Genomic DNA, 21093 nt, shown 5'->3' with positions numbered 1-21093 from the left:
CATGCATTGTACTGAGTTGGTTAATCTATCGGCAATAGGCTAGTGAAAATATATTTATCCCCCAGCTTACTCATTAAGCAACGCACTAAGGGGTTTCGGCCGGGCAATACAGTAACCTTGCACGTAGTCTATACCCATCATTTGTAACATTGATAGTATTTCATCCGTTTCAACGAACTCTGCAACGGTTTGCATCCCCATAGCCCTGGCGACTTCATGGATAGATTTTACAATGGCTTTGTCATAGTGATCATCGAGCAAATCGCGGACGAAATGACCATCAATTTTGACGAAATCTGCGGGGAACTGTTTTAAATAACTATAAGATGAAAAACCGCTGCCAAAATCATCAAGTGCAAAACGACAGCCTTTAGCGCGAAAATGTTCAATAAAGGCCAACGTACTTTGCAGATTTATAATGGCAACACTTTCGGTTATTTCAAAGCAAATACGATCAAAAGGGATCTGATACTGTTCAAACAGCAGTTGTGTATCCTGTTTGAAGGTTGGGTCGAGCAATGAACTTCCTGATAAATTAATATTACATAAATACAGTTGACTAAGATGTTTTGGCTGCTGCTGCAACCAGCGGAAATAGTGCTTAATTACCCAGCGGTCTATTTGCGGCATTAAGCCATAGCGCTCAGCCGAGTTCAAAAAGCTTCCTGGTGTCACTAGGCTATCGTCTTCAGCCCGCAAGCGTAAGAGCAATTCATAGTGCAAGCCGTTGTCTTGTGGCCCTAATGCTTTAATGGCTTGTTGAAAAAGTACGAAACGGTCTTCTTGTACTGCCCGGCTTAACTGTTTGACCCACTGCACTTCTGCCTGATGATGTTGCGTATCAAGATCATTAGCATCAAACAGCTGTATGCGGTTATGGCCCTTTTGCTTAGCAATGTCGCAAGCAGCATCTGCTTTTTTCAGCACACTGTCCGCAATGCTATCATCTTGCTGGATCTCGGCAATACCAATACAAATGCTGATGGTGTAGACACTATCTTGCCAAATAAAACGCATTTCTCGAATAGCATCCAGCATGCGGTACGCCAACGAAAAAGCTTCGTTCGCATTTTTGCCAGCAAGTAAAACACCAAATTCGTCACTATCAAGTCGGGCCAGCGGGCCATTATGGTGAACTGTGCGTTTTAATACGTCGCTAAGTTGTTTAAGTAGCGTATCACCAGCACAGTGGCTACAACTATTATTGATCAGCTTAAATTGATCTACATCGATATACATTACGCAGCCTTTATCAGAGCCGCTTTGGTCACATAAGCTTTGTAATTGCTGCTCAAAGTAATAGCGATTGTATAATGAGGTGAGTGTGTCATGGTTCGCCAGATAGGCAAGTTGTTCATATGCCAGTTTTTGTTCAGTAATATCGATTACTGAACCATGAACGAAGGCAGTTTTTTGGGCGTTGGAGGCAGAAAGGCGCACAGACATTAACGCCCAAAATGCGCTGTTGTCACCCCGTAAACCTTGGATCTCAAAGTTCTTTTTACTGCCAAGCTCTAACTGTTTCAGCATATGTTGACGTTCACTGGGATCGGCATAAAACCTGGACATCCCTGTTCCTGCAATGGCCTGTTTCAGCTCAGGCAGACTGTTATAGCCAAGAATATCCAGCAGGGCTTGATTTGCGTTTAACAGCGCTCCATCCAATGTTGTGGTAAACATACCCTCAACGGCATTGTTAAAGATATCGCGATAGTGCGCCAGTTCAGTGTTATCTGATTCCGGCAATACGGTTTGAATTTGAAATTTATGCAAGTTAAAACTGGTGAGGGCCAGGCACAGCAGCACCAACGAAAACAGAATAAAAGACCAGTCAAAATTGGCGTGTAAGTAGCCAGCCTGATTCAGAGTTATTAGCAGCGCGCTGATAAAGGTAAATACACAAGCCCAGATAAAACTTTTCGCTTTTTCTTGCCCGCGCAAACTAAGCCGGATTGCCAATAGTAGATTATTACTTAGTACCCAACTAGCAGCAAAAAGTAATAGAAATAATCGGGATTGGCCACTGGTAAACAATGGGCTAAATAACAGTGCTAATGCAATAGCAGTACTGATGTAATGGCATAAGTGCCACCAAAAACCTGAGATGGTGCGCACAGCGTAGCGAACAAACATATTCAAACACAACAAGTTAAAGCCGGCTGCAATATAAAGTATCGCTTGGTTGATCTCGGGGTAGCCCGGCCACAGTAATTTAAACGCCATACCATTTAAGATTGCAATTACCAGTGCGAAGCTAACAAAGAAACCCGCATAATACAGGTAATATTTCGCTTTACTTTGCTGAAGTAAGATCAGGTTGTACAGCGCAAGTAACAATAAAAAACCTTGTAGCAGACCATCTAGCATGGCTTGCTGTTGTTTAGTCGCCGTAAAGCTTTCGACGTCCCATATTAGTAGCTCACTGGGGATAACTGCAGCGTCCTGAATTTTGATAAAAATATCGGTTTCTTCTGCCGGGGCAAGGTTGATATTTACGGCAAAACTGCGATAAGGCAATGCGCGCTCACTGAACGGATAATCGTTGCCGGTGCGACTTAGAAGCGTGATATCTTGATTGTGACGATCTACCTGATAAATTTCAATCTTATCAGCAAGTGGAAAATCATATTCTAAAATTGCCTGTAAGGTGCGAGTATTGCTGTTGCGTAGCCTGGCAAACAGCCATACGGCTTCGCTTTCATTAAATATAAGACGTTTAGTTGATGGGAGCAGGCTGAAACTGTGGTGATAAACCGGATCAGACAATAAATCATCTAGTGTGATTTGTTGGGGGGAAATCTGATAATACACCAGTGGCAACGTTTGCCGGCCATTAAGCTGGCGTTGCAATGTATTAGTCTCGGCATGAAAAGCATGAACGCCAGCGCTGAAGAGCCACAGCAGCAACAATATCCCATGCACGGCGGTTCTCACGTTGTAAACTCCCTTTACCGATAAACGATGTTAATGATTTTCGGCGTAAACAGTAACATAGAGCGAGTAAAGGTGTCAGCAGAAAAAGGCTTTTAGCTATTCTGGGCTAAAAGCCGTGACATAGCCGTATACATGGCTTGAGCATTCAGTGACTTAGGTTATAACTTAAGCAGATAACTAATAATGGGAGACAATCAACATGTTAAAAGGAATATTCATATTGGGGTTGCTGGTAATGACGTCGGTTGTTAATGCTGCAGATATTGAGGCGGGAAAAGCCAAGGCAGCGGTGTGCGCCGCCTGTCATGGCGCTAATGGTATTTCTATCATTCCTGATTACCCTAATTTAGCCGGACAAAAGGTGAGATATCTGCAAATGTCGATTAAAGCTTATCGTGATGGTGAGCGAAAAAACGCGATAATGTCGCCAATGGCGGCCGGTTTAACCGATGCCGATGTTGCTAATATTGCGGCCTATTTTGCCAGTTTACCTGCAGGGGGTTGAGACTCATCTGCGAGATAGTTACAAATTTCGTCAATAAAGTCGGCACCGTAGCGGGCCAATTTAGTTTGCCCTACGCCTGAAATAGCCAGCAAACTGCGATTATCAGTGGGTAGCTGCTGGCTCATCTCTATTAGGCTGGCGTCACTAAAAATAACAAAAGGCGGTACATCATCACGCTGTGCAATGGATTTTCGTAACGCTTTTAACCGGGCAAACAGCGGACGGTCATATTGTTGTTTACTCAGTCGCTCCGGTTCACGTTTTGCGCTTTGTAAGCGCGGTACCGCCAGAGATAATCGGGTTTCGCCGCGCAACACGGTGCGCGCCGCCGGTTTTAGCTTAAGTACGGAGTGGGCAGTAATGTCTTGTTGCAGCAAACCAAAATGAATAAGTTGCCGCAAAATGCTAAGCCAATAATCGTGGCTTACCGCTTTTCCAATGCCCCAGGTTGATAATTTATCATGCCCTAACTCAGTAATTTTTTGCGTTTGCCCGCCCCGCAATACATCAATAACATGATGCATACCAAAACTTTGGCCTACGCGGTAAACACAAGAAAGGGCTTTTTGTGCAAGCTCGGTGCCATCAAACTGTTGGGGTGGTTGCAAGCACGTATCGCAGTTGCCACAGGGTGTTTGGCGTGCTTCACCAAAATAATTTAACAGTACCAGGCGACGGCATGTTTGTGCTTCTGCAAAAGCGGCCATGGCCAAAAATCTCTGCCAACTGACCTCCGCACGTTGTGCATTTTCTTCTGCGTCCAACCAGCGTTTCATCCGCCCAATATCGGCCGGATCAAACAACATCATGGCTTCAGCCGCCACGCCATCCCGACCCGCGCGGCCCGTTTCCTGATAATAGGCTTCTATAGTGCGCGGTAATTCAAAATGCACGACAAAACGAATGTTCGATTTGTTGACTCCCATACCAAAGGCAACAGTTGCCACAATTAATTGGTAGTCATCGCGTTTAAACGCGTCTTGTACGTTGTTGCGTTCATCGCTAGTCATGCCGGCATGATAGGCTGCGGCATTAAACCCGCGCTGTTTGAGCTGCTCTGTAAGTTCATCTACTTTGCGCCTTGATGCGCAATAAACAATACCACTGCTGCCTTCTTGCTGCTGCAGGTAACCGACCAGCTGTTCAACCGGGCGGAATTTTTCTTGTACCGTGTAGCGAATGTTGGGCCTGTCAAAGCTACCCAGGTGCACTAAAGGATGCTGCAGGTTGAGTTGTTGCAGAATGTCTTGCCGGGTAGCAGAATCTGCCGTTGCAGTGAGTGCCATCACCGGAACGGTCGGAAAGCGCTGTTTTAATAACGCCAGTGCCATATAATCCGGGCGAAAATCATGCCCCCATTGTGAGATACAATGCGCTTCATCAATTGCAAACAGGCTTACGCCAACGTCTTGTATGCGCTCTAAAAACTGCGGTTGTAACAAACGCTCTGGGGCAACATAGAGCAGTTTAAGCTCGCCCCTTCTCAGCCGCGCAAACACGTGCATGACCTGCTCCCGCGTTAGGCTACTGTTGACAAACTCTGCCGCAATGCCGTTGGCTTGCAGTGCATCGACCTGATCTTTCATTAGCGACATTAGCGGTGACACCACCACTGTTACCTGTGGCAACATTAAGGCGGGCAGCTGATAACACAGCGATTTACCGCCTCCGGTTGGCATAAGTACAAAGCTGTCCTGACCTTGTAATGCTGCATGGATAACATCTAGCTGACCATCGCGGAATTCACTGTATCCAAAGGCTTGTTTTAACAGCGGTAGCAGATCGTGTATCACTTAAAACCTGTTGATAGCAAAAGTAAGACGCTATTCTAAAGCTAAACCGGAATGACAGAAACAATAAATTACCCACAAAACTTGCCAGAGTAGTTAGCTACGGTAGACTACAGCATAACGCTTATAAGGTCTTACCAGTGAGAATGTGATGCAAAACAATCCATTACTACCCATGCTCAGCCAGATTTTTGATCAAATGCCATTCAATAAGGTGTTAGGGTTAACCGTTACTCGTTTTGCAGAAGAGGGCGTAGAGGTGTGTTTTGGTTGGTCAGAACAGTTGGTGGGCAACCCTGTGCAGAAAATCCTGCACGGCGGTGTTATTGCGTCTGTATTGGATGTTGCCGGTGGCATTATGGCAATAGCGACGGCGCTAGAACGACTTAATGATGTTGAACCTGCCGAGCTGGTTGAAAGGCTAGGTAAAATGAGCACTATTGATATTCGTACGGATTACTTGCGCCCAGGCAGAGGAGTGATGTTTACGGCAACCGCGCGCGTAATCAGAGCCGGTAATAAAGTGGCAGTGTGCAGAATGGAGTTACACAATGAGCAGGGTGTGCATATTGCGCTGGGTACCGGTACCTATTTAGTTGGCTGACCGTTTTTTACCGGTAAGTGTCCTGCCGCTGTGCTGTTAATAAGCGTATAATGCCGGCTTAATCAGCGGAGCGGGCCTGCATGTCTTTAAGTCGTGAACAAAAGCTAGGTGGGATCTTTGCCGCCAGCGCGTATAGTTTGTGGGGATTAGCCCCGCTGTATTTTAAACAAATAGATTTTATACCTGCCACGGAAATTCTGCTGCACCGTATTGTCTGGTCTTTTCTGCTGTTATTGCTTGTGTTGGTTGCGCTTAAGCAAGTGCGCAAGGTTATCGCGCTAATGCGTCAGCCAAAAATATTAGCCTGGTTACTTATATCTGCATTGTTGTTAGGCGGTAACTGGGGCTTGTTTATCTGGGCGGTAAACAGCAACCATATGCTGGATGCCAGCTTGGGTTATTACATTAATCCATTACTAAATGTTTTATTAGGTATGCTATTTCTGGGTGAGCGGCTTAGAAAGCTGCAATGGGCTGCGGTTGGGCTGGCATGCAGCGGAGTACTTATCCAACTTATTACCTATGGCTCTTTGCCCTGGATAGCGCTTACGCTGGCAGGGTCTTTTGCTATTTACGGTTTAATGCGAAAAAAACTGGCGGTAGATGCAATTACTGGGCTGTTTTATGAGTCACTGTTGCTGTTGCCGCTGGCATTGTGGTTTTGGTGGCATTATGCCGACAGTAGCGCAGCTAATTTACTGCAAAATAGTTGGCAGCTGAATAGTTATTTGGTTGCAGCCAGTTTAGTAACAACAGTCCCCCTTTTGTGTTTTATTGCCGGAGCCAGGCGTTTACAGTTGTCGACAATGGGGTTTTTCCAGTATATCGGTCCTAGTTTTATGTTTGTGTTCGGGGTGTGGTTATACCAAGAACCCTTTGCTGCAGAACGGTTAGTAACATTCGCGCTAATTTGGCTAGCGCTACTGGTCTATACCATTGATGCCTGGCACGCTAGTCGTCAGCGCAGGTTACAAACCGGAGTAAGTTAAGGTGTTTGGTATTATGAATGTCGAGGAGATATGTAATGGCTAATATCATAGATTTTATAGCTGTTATCTGGTTTTTTGGGTTGTGGGTCGGCTATACCTTGTTTGCCAAGCATCGGGCAAAATCGGTCAGTTGTCTCTCGTTTGAATTGCGCCGCAAGCGTAACGACTGGATGCAGAACATGTTACTGCGTGATAATAAAATGGCTGATGTGGGGCTTATTTCTACCTTGGAGCGCAATGTAACTTTTTTTGCCTCAAGTACCCTGCTAATCCTTGCTGGTTTACTTACTGCAATGGCGTCTGCAGATAAACTGAGTGTCATGCTAACTAATTTGGTGCCTTGGGCCAGCTATTCAGAGGGCGCAATACAACTAAAACTGTTGCTACTGACTTTTATATTTGTATTTGCTTTCTTTCAGTTTACCTGGTCATTGCGCCAGTATGGCTTTTGCGGCGTGTTAATTGGTGCGGCGCCAGACGGACGGGCAATGGCTGCTGAAGAGCAACAACTGTATGCCAATCGGGCGGCCAAAGTGATTGATCAGGCGGGACACTCGTTTAATTACGGCTTGCGCGCTATTTACTTTTCACTGTCAGCGTTAGCCTGGTTCATTGATCCCATTTTATTCATGGTGGCATCAGTATTGGTTATGTTGGTAATGAAACAACGTGAGTTTCATTCTAAAGTGTTAAAAGCATTAAAAGAATGCTAGTTAAAAATTGCTGGGTTTTGCCGCACAAAACCTGGCTGTTTGCGACCTTGCTTTATGCGGCTGTTGCGCTTAGTTCTGTTTTATTTCAAAGGCTTTTATCACCCGCGATACGCCATCAACATGTCGGGCAATATCGACGGCTTTCGCCGCTTCTTGTGCGGTGACAATACCGAGTAGAAAGACTTCTGCATTTTCTGTGACGACTTTAATATTTAAACCACTTACCTGTTCATCGGCTAACAGCTGACTTTTTACTTTAGTCGATATCCAGCCATCTCGGGTGCGGGTGGTCATTGCGGTATTGTTACCCAATCTAATTTGGTTTTGCACATCACGCACGCCATCAATTCCACTTAGCACCACTTGAGCTTGCTGTCGGGTTTGTTCGCTAGTTGTTTGGCCTGTTAGCAAGATAACACCATTGTAACTGGTTACATTGATGTTGCTGCCTTCGGCTGTTGTTGGGTTATCAGCCAGTGCTCTTTGCGCCTTTAATACCACGTTTTTGTCATCAATTTGGGCACCCAGAGTGCGCCTGTCGTTTGCTGCTGTCATAGCTGTGGCGCCACCGGCTACCACTGCCGCAGCACAACCTTGTAACAATGCCAGCAGTGTGCAGGCGCAAAGCAGCTTTACGGTATTCATAGCTCTCCTTGTTGCGGAAATAGGGTCATATCAATTAGCTCACATAAGCTGTGAAGTAAAAAGGTATAACATTCAAAAATGCGTGCCCGCCGATGAGCCGGCACTTTTAATTCAACGTCTTGTTGGTTTAGTAGCCCAGACAGTTCGCCACTACCATCCACGGTTAACGCAATAACTTTCATGTCGTTGGTTAATGCAGCTTCGACCGCTTTAATTAAACTGGGTTCACTTCCTGTGATGGAAACGACCAACAATACATCATTGCTATTACCGATGGCTTTAATTTGTCGCGCCAGATAATCCAGCTGATGACTGTGCTGCAGGCTGTTGTTATGTTGTTGCAATGCTATAGCCGGCAGGCAGGGGCGTTCTGTTTCAAATTGATCTAACAGAAGCTGAGAGAAATGGCATGCTAATGCATGTGTAGCGCCATCACCACAACAAATGACTTTGCCACCGCTAACCAGGTTATTAACTATAACGAAGGCGGCATTTTCAAGTGGTCCTGACAGGCTTTCTCCGGCTGCGATCATGGTTTGAATATTTTCGCTAAAAAGCTGGCGAATATGTTCTTGCATCAGGTTATCCTGCTTGTTGTGCTATTGAGTAATGGCATTTTTTATCCAATGATACTGATAAGGTGCTTGACCTTCTATGGCGATAACATCAAGCCTACAGGCCTGCTCTGTTAATTTGTGCTGTTGTAAATACCAACGACTGGCACGTAATAATTTTTGTTGTTTACTTACCGTTACCGCTGCTGCAGCGCCACCAAACGCGTTGCTTGCACGGTATTTTACTTCGACAAACACCAGGCAGACACCGTCTTGCATAACCAAGTCGATTTCGCCTGCCTTGCAACGAAAGTTCTGCTGCAGCAAAGTCAGGCCCTGACGCTGTAAATAGTCCAGCGCTAGCTGCTCGTAAAGTTGGCCTAGCGTATTCATTGCCTGTTAGGGTTCCTGCAGCGGCCGTAAGCGGTTATTACGATAACTTGCCCAACTTAGTTGGCGCACTATGCTGCCATTGTTGTTAAGACGTAATTGCCCCGTTAAGCCGGAAAACACCGTCGCAGGTACTTGCTGTTGCTGTCGTAGGCTACCAATCAATTGGTAGGCATCATAGCCCATGGCAAATAATCGCTGCAGGGCTTCGTCTTGTTCCGGAAAGAGTTGCTGATATTGTTGGCGCAGTACGCTACTGCTTCTCTCCCCCAGCATCCAGGGCATTTCTGTAAATGTCAGACCGTTGAGGTCACGTTGGTCTGTTGTATCTAAGCCGGTGCTGTGGCTGCGCGAGCTGGCGTAGACAGGAAGTCTGGGCGCAGTTTCACTAACCGACACATCGATAAAAGGTTTAAATAATTGAGTCTGTACCGGATCAGCAATTAAATAAATAGCATCAATGTCCAACCGGCTGTGCGGGTCTGCTTCAAGCTTTTGCGGCATTAAATTGCTGATTTGTGTCACCCTTTCGCGGCTGCGGTCGGTTTCCAGTAAGCGGCTAATCAAGTTTTCCAGCTCTTCTTTACTGCTAAATTGGTGTTGTTCTACTGCCGTATTGCCTAATTGTTGCCACTGCGCGGTAAAACGCTGCTGCATGCGCAAGCTAACGTTGCTAGCCGCACTTATTACCACTGGGCGTTGGTAGTTTTTTTGACTAAACAACTGAGCCATTTGTGCGGCTTCATCATCCATGCTTAACGCGAAATAAAAGTGTTCTGGTTTCGCATCATAGTTGCTGTCTTTATTATTTAAAAACAACGTTGGCCAGTTCCAGTCAGTCAACTGACTAATACTGTCTACCTGCTCTTTTAGCAAAGGGCCGATAACAAATTCAGCCTGTGCCTGACTAATTTGCTGCTGAATTTCAACGGCGCTTTGTTGGCTGTCAATAAACACCAGATTGGCAATACCCTGATTTGTGGCCGCAGCTAAAATACCGTATTGCAAAGCTTGCGCATGAGGCCTGAACTGACCGCTAAGTGGCAAAACAACGGCAACACGTTGAGGTTGATAAGGTTTTAAGTGGATAAGTTGTTGCACTCCAGCCGGTAAGTGCTCAAGCGCGGGTAAAGTAGGATAGCGACGCTGCCAGTCAGCGAAAGCTTGTTGTAATGCCTCTGGCTGGCCTATATGACGCCTACTTAACTGCGCTAAGCTTAACCAGGCAGCAGTATTATAACTTGCATCAGTAGCTAAGGTTTCCAACTGACTGTCACTGAGGGCAGATAGGTTTTGCCACAATAGATCCGGATACTGTGGGTAAAGCAGCAACGCATCCTGCTGTTGTTCTAACTGCAACAACGTGCGACACGCTGCTAAATAGCGTAACTGGTTACTGTGCTGCTGGCTAATCAACCATAAAAACTCCGCTTTGTCCGCGACGGGAACATTGTCTGTATCGGTATTTTCTAGTAGCAATGACAGACTTTGTTGCTGGTTTGTCGCCAGGTAAGCTTTTAGCAGCAATAGGGTATTTTGCTGAACAATAGGCTTATGGTTGCTGTGCTTTAAATTTTCAGTAATTGCCAGTGCTAGCAGGTAATCTTCATCAATTAGCGCTTGTCGGGCAGTTTTAATTAAATGTTCTTGCTGAGATACCTGTTGATAATTGCCTGCCAGTTGATACATTTCCCTGGCTGACAGCTGCTGTGGTTGTGGTGTTGCTGCTGAAGTAACTGGGAGGTTCTCAGTTAACGGCGGTTTGACTGGCCCCTGAGCGCAACTGGTCAGAAGGCCGCCAAGGCAGATAAATAACACGGGCTTTAATTTGCTGGAAGTCACAATGCACAGTACCATAGCGAAACAATGGTCTTATCTTACTGAGACTGCCGGTTAAGCTCAATTAAATAGCGTACATTAATCACGAAATGGCAAAAGATAACGGTTTTTTATATGTAGTGGCTACGCCAATAGGCAATCTGGACGATATCAGCCAGCGTGCTATTGACACCCTAAAGCAAGTTGATTGGATAGCGGCCGAAGACACCCGCCATACCGGGCGCTTGCTGTCGCATCTGGGTATTAGTGCCAAAACTATTGCCCTGCACGACCATAACGAAAAACAACGTGCAGCGAGCATTATTTTAAAATGTCAGGCTGGTGAAAGCGTGGCGCTGGTATCTGATGCCGGTACGCCACTTATAAGCGATCCCGGCTACAGTTTAGTTCGCCAGTGCAGAGAGGCGGGAGTTCGTGTAATACCTATCCCCGGACCTTGCGCGTTAATTACCGCACTGTGTGCCGCTGGTCTACCCACTGACAAATTTCACTTTATTGGTTTTTTATTGCCGAAGAGCCAACAGCGACAGAATCAGCTGGCCGATGTGCCTGCAGGCGTTGGCACCATAATTTGTTACGATACCGCGCGGCGTATTAAAGACACCTTGCAGGATGTCACCGCAGTATTTGGCAACGATCGCGAGCTGGTGCTGGCCAAAGAACTGACTAAAACCTTTGAACATTTGGAATACGGTACCGCAGCGCAGATAACGGCTTGGCTGGAACAAGACCCACAGCGATGTCAGGGCGAAATGGTGCTGATGATTGCACCAACACCCAAAGCCGACAGCGAAATCAGTGATGCTGCGCAAACGACACTTAAACTGCTGTTAGCCGAGTTGCCGCTGAAGAAAGCCGCTGCGCTGACCGCTGACATTCATGGTATGAAAAAGAACGCCTTGTACAAACTGGGCTTGCAATGGGCTGGTGAAACGGAATAAAACCGGTATAATCGCCGCCGTGAGTCGGCCAAGACAATCGCTGCCTGTGAAAACAGGGGGAGGAAAGTCCGGGCTCCACAGGGCAGGGTGCCAGGTAACGCCTGGGGGGCGTGAGCCTACGACCAGTGCAACAGAGAGCAAACCGCCGATGGCCCGTACGCAAGTTCGGGATCAGGTAAGGGTGAAAGGGTGCGGTAAGAGCGCACCGCACGGCTGGCAACAGTTCGTGGCACGGTAAACTCCACCCGGAGCAAGATCAAATAGGCCCCCTTTGGCGCGGCCCGCGTTGGGGGCGGGTAGATTGCTTGAGGCTTAAGGTGACTTAAGTCCTAGAGGAATGATTGTCACTCTGGCAACAGAGCACAGAACCCGGCTTAACGGCCGGCTCACACTTTTATATCAGTGACTTAATAGTCGCCAAAGCCTTTTTTGGGCGCTTTTGGTAAGGCTTGCTGGGTTATATTCAGCATAATGTCTTTTTGCTGCTCTCCTGCTCTAATGCTTATGTCTTGTGGTAACTGTGGTTGTTTCTGCCACGGATGCCATACTGCGAGCTGAAAATCTGCTTCGGGTATATCGTTAAAATGCGCTTCGCCATTGGCATCTGTCATGACACTAAACCGGCTGTGACTAACGTAAATGTATGCCAGCATATTATCGTGAATGTTACAGCCCAGTGTTACCACACCTGCTTGATCAAACAATACCGGCGCTTCTGGCTTGCCTGCATATAAACGCAGTTCAAAAGCTTTGGTTTTGGAGAAAGAATAAACATGGTGTCGGGTTTTGTCTAAATTTGGAAATTCAACTAAGGTTCCTTGCGGCACAAGACTAACAAAAGGCTGGAAGTTTAAGTCTTGTTGAATCACCTGCGCGCCAGCCGGCTCTGGCACAGCAGGATATTGATTGTTTATCAGCTCTATCACCGTATAAGGTAATGGTTTTTGCTCTGCATCAATAACCTTTATATGCAGTGTTGCTGCAGCGACATGCCAAGAAAATAAAAACAGGATAAGTGTTATTAACTTTTGCATAGTTAGGCTTGTAGTTGCTGAATAATGCTTCACGATAGTACATTTGTTGCATAAAAGCACCGAAAACATCCAAGAGGTTGTCGATGATAAAACCCAATACTCGCTGCATATGTGCTTTGTTTTGTTGTCTACCGTTATACGGTGCTGCAGCCGTTGAGTTAATGATTAGTGCTAAAGGTGAGGCGTATCTTTCACAAACGGAACCTAATGCGCTCGTAAACAAAACCTGGTTTAACCGTGGCACCGGACAGCTTGATTATGCTGAACAGGCAATCGGTTTGGGGCCGCAATATGTCGCTATTGATGCGCTAACAGACAGTGCATTTTCTGCGCGAGTGCATGCGCAGTGGCATGCTAAGCCAGAAGCTGGAGCATCGGTAACTGAAGCCTGGTTAAACTGGGCGCCATTGCCGGTGGCGGGCTATCGTTTACGGGGGAGGCTGGGGTACTTTTATCCACAATTGTCATTGGAAAATACCGATACCGCATGGACATCACCTTACAGCAGTACCTTTTCTGCCATTAATAGTTGGGTGGCGGAAGAAGTTCGGGCGCGTGGCGGTGAGCTGAGTATAAGCCGGCCTGGACGTTTTTTTAACGCCAACCATAGTTGGACCGCCGTGCTTGGCGCGTTTCAGGGTAATGATCCGGCTGGAACCATTTTAGCCTGGCGCGGCTTTGCATTGCACAATTTACAGACCGGTTTGGGCGAGCGGGTTAACTTTGCCAGATACCCCAGTTTTCAAGTTGATCCTCTGACATTACAACCTGCTTGGGTTGAACCCACCCGAGAGTTAGACCACCGCACCGGCTATTATGTGGGGCTGCATTGGGAACATCTGCAGCAAACGCGTGTTAGAGCCTACTATTATGATAACAAGGGCGATCCGCTAGTGTTTCGGCACCAGCAATATGCCTGGCGCACTCGTTTTAGCAGTGTCGCAATACAACATGTGATTAATGACGACTGGCAACTCGTTGGGCAGTGGTTACAAGGCGATACGTTAATGGGGCCAAGTGTGGTAGCTGCCGATTTTACCGCCTGGTTTTTACTGGCACATTGGCAGCATGGCGCACTTAATGCGACCGTGCGATATGATGATTTTAACGTGGATGACAAGGACAATATTCCCACTGACAACAATAGCGGTAACGGCCAGGCGATGCTGCTGGCGCTTGGTTATAGTGTTAATGACCACCTTAATGTTGCACTGGAACATGTACGGCTAAATAGCGAGCAGCAGAATCGTCAGCAGCAATGGCTCTGGCCTGCAAAGCAACGGCAGTCGTTGACAAAATTAGTGCTTACGTGGCGGTGGCAATAAAAAAGCCCGCGCAAAGCGGGCTAAAGACCAGGAACAGCTTGAGTTTGAGGTCATCCATGACGCAGCATTACCCGTTCAGTAAACGCTAAACGGGTAATGTTTGTTACATAAACTTATATTCAACTAACAAGGTATAAGCGCGTCCACGTGGATCTGCTATACGAGGTTCCCATCCTGCTCCCGCAGCAAAATCGTTTTGGTGTGCGGTAAATGGTGGGTCTTCATCAAATAAGTTTTTAATACCAAAGGTCATGCTCAAATCGTCGATACCTTTGTAGGTAACGCTGTAGTTATAGGTGACATAGGTATCTACTTTAGGATCCCAGCCAGATGGCACATAGCTTTCATTACGCACACTTACTGGTAGCTCATCGTTATAACCATCACGGTACAGTTGCGTTAGGCTGTGGCTCCAATCGCCATGAGCATAGCTAAAGTTGAGCGTGTGCTTCCATTTAATTGGTAGGTTGTAATAGCGTACATACTCACCAACCAGATTTTCACTGTATGGTAAGCTATCGATACCTTTACTTTTAAAGGTGTCTATATAGCTACCGTTTAGGTTTACCTTCCACGCTCCACCGGCGAGTTCCCCGGTTAAGTTAGCGTCAAGTTCAATACCGCGAGTTAAAGTACCCCCCGAGTTGATATAACGACGGTCTATCGCCACGATGTCGCCTTGCCCATTGCGGATCCAGTTCGCTGTAAACAAGTCATAGTTTTCAATCAATACGTCACGCGGTGCTGAACGAATAGTGTCAGTGCGTTCAATTTCCCACCAGTCGATACTGATATTGAAGTAATCAACCGGAACCACCACAAATCCAAAGCTCTTCTGCTCAGACTCCTCCGGTGAAAGGTCTTCTTTACCACCGAAAATTTCTACTGGTTGAATACGCTCGCAGCCAGCAATATTTTCATCCGCAACGCCCCCCGGACAAGTAGCTGGGTCTGCCAGATCTAAACCGGTGTACTGTGATTCCGTTACACCATTGAACAGTTGATTAAACGACGGCACCTTAAAGCCAGTACTAAAGGCACCACGGAACATTAATTCCTCGATTGGGCGATAACTAAACGATAATTTAGGATTAGTGCTGCTACCAAAACCATCGTATTTGTCATATCGACTGGCTAAGGTGACATCTAAATTATCTAATATCGGGAAGTATACTTCGGCAAACACTGCTTTGATGTCGCGGCTTACTTTGTCTAAAACGTTAGCATTATCAAACGGGGCATTAAAGACTGGTCTCAGTTCAGCGCGTTCATCACCGTTAAATTTAAACTCTTCACGGCGAAGATCTACACCGGCTGCCATCATGATGTTGCCACCGGGCAGGCTGAAATTCAGCTCACGAGAAAAAGTGGCGTCTATCTGTGTCATGATAGACTCACCGCCATACAATTTAACACCGTATGCTGACGCGCCTTCTAATGCAGCCATACCTGCTGCAGACTGGCTTTGCCCTGGTAGCAAGAAAGGATTAATTAGGCCACTGCCCAGAACTTGCTGCAACTCTGCAGTGTAATGATAACCGGTACCCAAGGTTGAATCAGACTCGCTGGATGCGCGTGAAATACCAATGTTGTAATCCCAGTCGGCTATTATGCCTTCGAAAGCCGCTAGAAAACGATATGCCTTTGTTGTGGTATCTATTTCACGCGGGCCACATGCTATACAGCGCCAACGGTAAGCTATGCGTTCACCGTAGTTAAGCTGATCTGCGCCAAAGTAACCGGACAATGCATTATAAATAGCGTCATAAGACTCACCGGTACTAGGATACCAAGCATCGGGGCCAAAGGTTGAACCTGGCGAAATTTGATTCGGTTCAAAGGCTTTACTCACATCGACTTGTGATGCAACAAACTCCAGCGTTGCTATATGAGATTCAGCCAATTTAAATGTGGCACGACCGATAAAGTCGATGCTTTCTTGTGGCTGTTGGATACGGGCTGCTGCCGGATAATCATAAGCACAGGCATAGCGTGACGATTCAGAATTCCAAAGTTTATGATCGTAAGGCCCCATTAAATCGCCACCGGTTTCACAACCCGCTGCGCCTGGTAAATCCAGAATATTAATGGCGGTAACAGATTGTCCATCAAGCGGGTCAATTAAGCCGGTACCAATTAAATTGGCTTGAGAAGAACCACGATTAAATACCGTAGCAAAAGGTGTTCCTCTAGTATCGGGTGACAGACCGCGGTTAGGCTGGAAGGTGGTAGAAAAGTCTCGATCATTACCCGCTAATACTTCATTTTTTTTGTAAGACAGAGTGCCGAATACGTTCCAACCATCTTTATTAATGTCACCGGTACCAAATAACACATTAGTACGGAAGATATTGCCACCACCAGCTTCGGTATGATCGACGAAAGCCGACGCTTCGGCACCGGTATAATCTTTCTTGGTGATAAAGTTAATAACGCCGCCGATAGCATCGGTACCGTACACTGCCGAGGCACCATCTCGTAATACTTCAACCCTTTCCAATGCGGCAAACGGTATAGAGTTTAAATCTACTGAACGACCCTTCAAGCCATGAGTCGCAACACGGCGACCATTTAGTAATACCAGTGTGGCATCAGATCCCTGCCCACGCAGGTTGGCACCAGACACACCGTTATTCCCGCGTTGCTCTTCAGATACAATGCCACCATTGCTGGCTAGGTTATCAGACGAGTTACCTGCAATGTTCATTTGTAATAGCAATTGTTCAGCAGACGTAATACCTGCTGCGTTAATGTCTGCGCGGCTAAATACCGTAATGGGCAAATCACCTTCGAGTGCTGTTCGTTTAATACTGGAACCTGTTACCCGGATCCGTTCAACTTTGACGTCAGCTTCAGAGGTGTCGGTTTGCTGAGTTGTCTCTTGGGCAAATACTTGTGTGCTTAAGCCTGCAAGGGCTAGTGCTTGGACGAGCTTATTCAACTTCATCACTTTCTCTCCTGGAGTTGCATTGTTCTGTTTTTATACTGGCGTTGCGTTACCCGGGTCTGTCTGCCCGCTTAAGAGTGTGTACAGCATGTCTATTTTCTGCACAAAATTAACATAGCAATATTTCTTTCCTTTTGAAAATAATTTATGCTTAATTTTTAAAAAATTTGGAATATTTCATTCCTTGACACTATTTTTGATTTATTGCCTTATGTTGTACTGGTTAGTTTGGCTGAAGAGCCAAACAGGAAAAGTGATACACATAAACGTCAGAAGGAGGGGGCATGAGGTTAATAGTGTGGTTATTGTGCAGTTGCTGCACTTTTACTCAGAGCACGGTGTTTGCGAATCAGTTTAGTTCTGATGTGCCTTTGCTGCAAAAAACCTTTTTAAAGAGCCAGTTTTGGCTGGCAGCATTGCCCGACGCCGACAGAGTGCTGCTCACTTCAGAGCAAGTAGCTGCGCGTAATAAGCAAACTTTTGCGCTACAACCCCAAATGCAGTTGCTTGCTGATTTACCGGCGCATTACAGTCAGGAGGATTTGCGTAAAATTATCCGCACAGTTAGCGCTGAACCGTCTAGCACCCGGTTTTATGAAGATGGTACAGCACTTATCGCTAAGCATTGGCATGCTTACCTGCGATTACTCGCACTGGACGAGATAAAAGCACAAAACGTGATCCAGTTTGGCTTAATTGTTAAACGTACGGCGTTACGTGCCTTTCCTACTGAAGACCGCGTATTTAATGCAGAAGGAAATAAAGATTTAGATCGTTTTGCAGAAACGGCATTATTTCCAGCAGATGCAGTGGCAGTGTTACATCACAGTAGTGACAAACAATGGCGTTTGGTACGAAGTTATAACTATACCGGTTGGGTGAAAACGGCAGATATTGCTATTGGTAATAAGCAACAGGTACTGGAGTTCACTGAGCAACAACCGTTTTTAGTTGTCACCGGTGCCAAGGTGCATACGGCTTTTACGCCAGAGCAACCTGAGGTGTCTGAACTGCAATTTGATATGGGTATAAGATTGCCATTACTGAATGCGTCAGACACCGGTGTGATGGTCAATGGTCAAAACAGCGCTGCTAGCTACATTGTCAAGTTGCCGCAGCGTAATGCTGCAGGCCAACTGGTGTTTATGCCGGCTCTCATACCACTAAGTGCAGATGTTGTGCAGGGCTATTTGCCGTTCACGGAGCAAAATATTATTAAGCAGGCATTTAAATTTTTAGGTGAGCGTTACGGTTGGGGGCACGATTACAACGGCCGGGATTGCACGGGCTTTATTTCCGAAATTTTTCGCAGCATGGGGCTGTTGATGCCACGCAATTCGTCAGAACAAGGTATGGGAACATATGGCCAAAATATCCGTTTTAGTGCACAAAGCGAGCAGGCTGAAAAGCGGGAGGCGCTAAAGTATGTGCAACCTGGTGACCTATTCTATTTTCCCGGTCATGTCTCATTATATTTAGGCCGGTTGGATGACCAACCGTTTATGATCCACGACGTAAATACGCTTATTTACCCAAAGCAGAATGGCGATGTGTATCGTGGGAAGCTAAATGGTGTTTTTGTTACGCCATTACTGCCATTAAATGCTAATGCTGAGCAGTCATATTTAGACGCGCTCTATGCTATTAAATCACTGCGTTAATCGAGGCCACAATGATTATAACTGACATAAAACTGGGTATGTTGCGTGTGCCATTAAAAACGCCGTTTAAAACGGCACTGCGTACGGTTAATGCTATTGAGGACGTCGTTGTTATGGTTATCACCGACACCGGTCATATTGGCTATGGCGCAGCGCCCGCTACGGCGGTGATTACCGGTGACATTCATGGTTCTATAATTGAAGCTATTCGTACTGTAATAAAACCCAAGCTGATTGGACAGCCTGTCGCAAGCCTGAACTATATCGTGCGCCTGATTCAAAGTTGTATTATGAAAAACTACAGTGCTAAAGCGGCAGTTGAGATGGCAGTTTATGATTTGTTTGCCCAGTCATTTAATGCGCCACTTTATAAAATCTTGGGTGGTGGCGTGCCTAAAATTACCACTGATATTACCATTAGCGTTGATTACATCGACAAGATGGTAGCCGATTCGTTAGACGCTATTGAACGCGGGTTTGAAACACTTAAAGTAAAAGTGGGCAAAGATATTGGTGTCGATATAGAGAGGGTAAAAGCCATTTACGCTGCGGTGGAAGGCAAAGCACTGATCCGGCTGGATGCAAACCAAGGCTGGAGTGCAAAAGAGGCAGTGTATGCACTACATAAGTTAGAAAGTGACGGAGTGCGGTTAGAGCTAGTTGAACAACCGGTAAAAGCCTATGACTTGGATGGTTTGAAATACATTACCGAGCGGGTACACACGCCAGTGATGGCTGACGAAAGTAGTTTTGGCCCAAGAGAGGTCATAGACCTTATTAAAATGCGCGCAGCCGACATCATCAATATTAAACTGATGAAAACCGGCGGTATTGCCAATGCTATTAAGATTGCTGATATTTGTTCATTCTACGATATGCAGTGCATGATCGGTTGTATGCTTGAAGGCAGTATCAGTGTGGCTGCAGCGGTACATGTGGCGGTAGCTAAATCCGATGTAATAACGAAAATTGATTTAGACGGTCCGTCACTATGCCTGTTTGATCCGGTAAAAAGCAGTGTCAAATTTAATGATGCTGATATCACTATTGAGGATGCACCCGGATTGGGTATCACCGAAATTGACGGCCTTGAAATGTTACCTTAATTAGGTGAATAGCGTAATTCAAGCAGTCTAAGGCTGCGCCAAAATATTAAGTAGCTTGCTGTTTTCTTCCAATTGATGGTCATTATTTTGTTGCTGACAAAGCAACAGATAAAGAATATGACACAGATGTTGTTGTGCCAACTGTACCAATATTGGATTTATTCGTACATTCTCATCTCCACTAAGGGCAAACAAGGCCTGATCGGCTGCTACGCTTAAGGCATTTGTTTTGAAGCTGGTCAGGCTTATAACAGGAATTTGGCGTTGCTTGGCGTAACGCGCCAGTTTGAGCAAATCTGCATTCTGTCCTGATTCAGAAACGAGTAAAACAATGCTTTGCGGGCTTAACATACTCGCCATTTGCAACGCGATTGCGGGGTCGCTGTGCAATAACGCCAGTTTGCCTAATTGCAGTAATCTAAACTGCATATCGTGCGCCACGATACCCGATTTGCCATAGCCAGCCAGTAACACGTTGTCTGCTTTAGCGAGCATATCCGCAACCTCTAACAAGGTTTTTTCTGCGTTAATTTCTAAAATACCGCGTAAGTGGCTTTGCAAACTAAACTGCAGCTGTTCAACCATCGCAGTTAAGTTATTTTGTACTTGCCGGGGTTCAGCGCTATCACGTTGCAATGTTGAAGCCGTAATCACCGCTTCGTTGACGGCCAGCTTTAGATCAGGATAGCCCTTATAGCCCAGTTTTTGGCAAAACTTAACCACGCTGGACTGACTAGTTCCCACTGCATCTGCTAACTGCTGTGATGAATAGTCGCGAAGCAAATTGGCGTTATCCAGAATAAAATCTGCCAGCTTGCGTTCAATCACAGACATTTGTTGCAGCATGCCGCGGATTTTAAGTAAACACACCATTGATGAAAGTCCTGTACCGGCTAGCGGTAATAGCAAGAATTTGTTATTAAAGCTTGTATTCAGTATTGAATAATTTATTCCATGTTGGCAAGTTAGTGCAGAAAAAACCAGCAGAAAGTTAAGTGCTGTACATAAAAACAGGGCTATTTTGTATCGCTTTTGATCTGCCTCCACTTTTTCCCACCAAAATCATCACCTTTGCTGCAGCGCTTATTTTTACTGTGTTCGCAATCGATCAATCCA

At 46.0% G+C, this 21093-nt stretch carries 17 protein-coding genes and 1 other RNA gene; 9 read left to right on the top strand and 9 right to left on the bottom strand.

What is annotated here, in order from left to right; all coding sequences use genetic code 11:
* Positions 1–66: 66 nt before the first annotated feature.
* Positions 67–2934: an EAL domain-containing protein gene (locus ORJ00_RS04915; RefSeq protein WP_306126310.1), complete on the bottom strand. Its 2868-nt coding sequence runs from the start codon at positions 2932–2934 to the stop codon at positions 67–69.
* A 199-nt stretch (positions 2935–3133) separates the two neighbouring features.
* Between ORJ00_RS04915 and ORJ00_RS04910 the strand changes: the two genes are divergently transcribed.
* On the top strand, positions 3134–3439 hold the full coding sequence (locus ORJ00_RS04910; protein WP_084153542.1) for a c-type cytochrome: 306 nt from the start codon (positions 3134–3136) through the stop codon (positions 3437–3439).
* Here ORJ00_RS04910 and recQ read toward each other — a convergent pair.
* Entirely contained in the window at positions 3409–5232 is a 1824-nt protein-coding gene (gene recQ, locus ORJ00_RS04905; RefSeq protein ID WP_305975228.1) for a DNA helicase RecQ, read from the bottom strand. The genes ORJ00_RS04910 and recQ overlap by 31 nt on opposite strands.
* Positions 5233–5380: 148 nt before the next feature.
* On the opposite strand from recQ, the gene ORJ00_RS04900 reads away from it, so the two are divergent.
* The 3 genes from ORJ00_RS04900 (at position 5381) to ORJ00_RS04890 (ending at position 7535) form a co-directional block, all read left to right on the top strand.
* Positions 5381–5833 (top strand): thioesterase family protein, encoded by a 453-nt coding sequence (locus ORJ00_RS04900; protein WP_027670903.1) that lies wholly within the window; start codon positions 5381–5383, stop codon positions 5831–5833.
* A gap of 80 nt (positions 5834–5913) precedes the next feature.
* Positions 5914–6822: an EamA family transporter RarD gene (rarD, locus tag ORJ00_RS04895; RefSeq protein ID WP_027670902.1), complete on the top strand. Its 909-nt coding sequence runs from the start codon at positions 5914–5916 to the stop codon at positions 6820–6822.
* 35 nt (positions 6823–6857) lie between these two features.
* Entirely contained in the window at positions 6858–7535 is a 678-nt protein-coding gene (locus ORJ00_RS04890) for a DUF599 domain-containing protein (protein WP_027670901.1), read from the top strand.
* A gap of 69 nt (positions 7536–7604) precedes the next feature.
* On the opposite strand, the gene dolP is transcribed toward ORJ00_RS04890, so the two are convergent.
* The 4 genes from dolP to ORJ00_RS04870 are packed head-to-tail and all read right to left on the bottom strand — an operon-like array spanning position 7605 to position 10981.
* Complete coding sequence (gene dolP, locus ORJ00_RS04885) at positions 7605–8180, bottom strand: division/outer membrane stress-associated lipid-binding lipoprotein (protein ID WP_027670900.1); 576 nt, start codon at positions 8178–8180, stop codon at positions 7605–7607.
* Positions 8177–8758: an SIS domain-containing protein gene (locus ORJ00_RS04880; RefSeq protein ID WP_027670899.1), complete on the bottom strand. Its 582-nt coding sequence runs from the start codon at positions 8756–8758 to the stop codon at positions 8177–8179. The genes dolP and ORJ00_RS04880 overlap by 4 nt, the downstream gene beginning before the upstream one ends.
* A gap of 21 nt (positions 8759–8779) precedes the next feature.
* Positions 8780–9127 (bottom strand): YraN family protein, encoded by a 348-nt coding sequence (locus ORJ00_RS04875; protein ID WP_027670898.1) that lies wholly within the window; start codon positions 9125–9127, stop codon positions 8780–8782.
* A gap of 6 nt (positions 9128–9133) precedes the next feature.
* On the bottom strand, positions 9134–10981 hold the full coding sequence (locus tag ORJ00_RS04870; protein ID WP_370304634.1) for a penicillin-binding protein activator: 1848 nt from the start codon (positions 10979–10981) through the stop codon (positions 9134–9136).
* 71 nt (positions 10982–11052) lie between these two features.
* On the opposite strand from ORJ00_RS04870, the gene rsmI reads away from it, so the two are divergent.
* A complete protein-coding gene (rsmI, locus tag ORJ00_RS04865) occupies positions 11053–11904 on the top strand; it encodes a 16S rRNA (cytidine(1402)-2'-O)-methyltransferase (RefSeq protein ID WP_305975234.1) in 852 nt (283 codons plus the stop codon).
* 20 nt (positions 11905–11924) lie between these two features.
* An RNA gene (rnpB, locus tag ORJ00_RS04860) (RNase P RNA component class A) lies at positions 11925–12297 on the top strand.
* Between the two features lie 14 nt (positions 12298–12311).
* Here rnpB and ORJ00_RS04855 read toward each other — a convergent pair.
* On the bottom strand, positions 12312–12938 hold the full coding sequence (locus ORJ00_RS04855) for a methylamine utilization protein (RefSeq protein WP_051219805.1): 627 nt from the start codon (positions 12936–12938) through the stop codon (positions 12312–12314).
* Between the two features lie 83 nt (positions 12939–13021).
* On the opposite strand from ORJ00_RS04855, the gene ORJ00_RS04850 reads away from it, so the two are divergent.
* On the top strand, positions 13022–14263 hold the full coding sequence (locus ORJ00_RS04850) for a hypothetical protein (RefSeq protein ID WP_306126313.1): 1242 nt from the start codon (positions 13022–13024) through the stop codon (positions 14261–14263).
* A 103-nt stretch (positions 14264–14366) separates the two neighbouring features.
* Here the strand turns inward: ORJ00_RS04850 and ORJ00_RS04845 are convergent, their stop codons facing one another.
* Positions 14367–17210, bottom strand: a complete 2844-nt coding sequence (locus ORJ00_RS04845) for a TonB-dependent receptor (protein ID WP_306139145.1) — start codon at positions 17208–17210, stop codon at positions 14367–14369.
* Between the two features lie 284 nt (positions 17211–17494).
* Here ORJ00_RS04845 and ORJ00_RS04840 point away from each other — a divergent pair, with 284 nt between their 5' ends.
* Positions 17495–18871 (top strand): NlpC/P60 family protein, encoded by a 1377-nt coding sequence (locus tag ORJ00_RS04840; protein WP_306139144.1) that lies wholly within the window; start codon positions 17495–17497, stop codon positions 18869–18871.
* Positions 18872–18882: 11 nt separating this feature from the next.
* Positions 18883–19977 (top strand): dipeptide epimerase, encoded by a 1095-nt coding sequence (locus tag ORJ00_RS04835; protein WP_027670892.1) that lies wholly within the window; start codon positions 18883–18885, stop codon positions 19975–19977.
* A gap of 27 nt (positions 19978–20004) precedes the next feature.
* Here ORJ00_RS04835 and ORJ00_RS04830 read toward each other — a convergent pair whose 3' ends face one another.
* Positions 20005–20850 (bottom strand): MurR/RpiR family transcriptional regulator, encoded by an 846-nt coding sequence (locus ORJ00_RS04830; RefSeq protein ID WP_027670891.1) that lies wholly within the window; start codon positions 20848–20850, stop codon positions 20005–20007.
* Positions 20851–21093 lie beyond the last annotated feature (243 nt).

Origin of the sequence: Rheinheimera baltica, assembly GCF_030731985.1 — a bacterium.
Lineage (GTDB): Bacteria > Pseudomonadota > Gammaproteobacteria > Enterobacterales > Alteromonadaceae > Alishewanella > Alishewanella baltica.
Note: the sequence above shows the minus strand (reverse complement) of the source record. Positions and strands in the feature narration are given on the sequence as shown.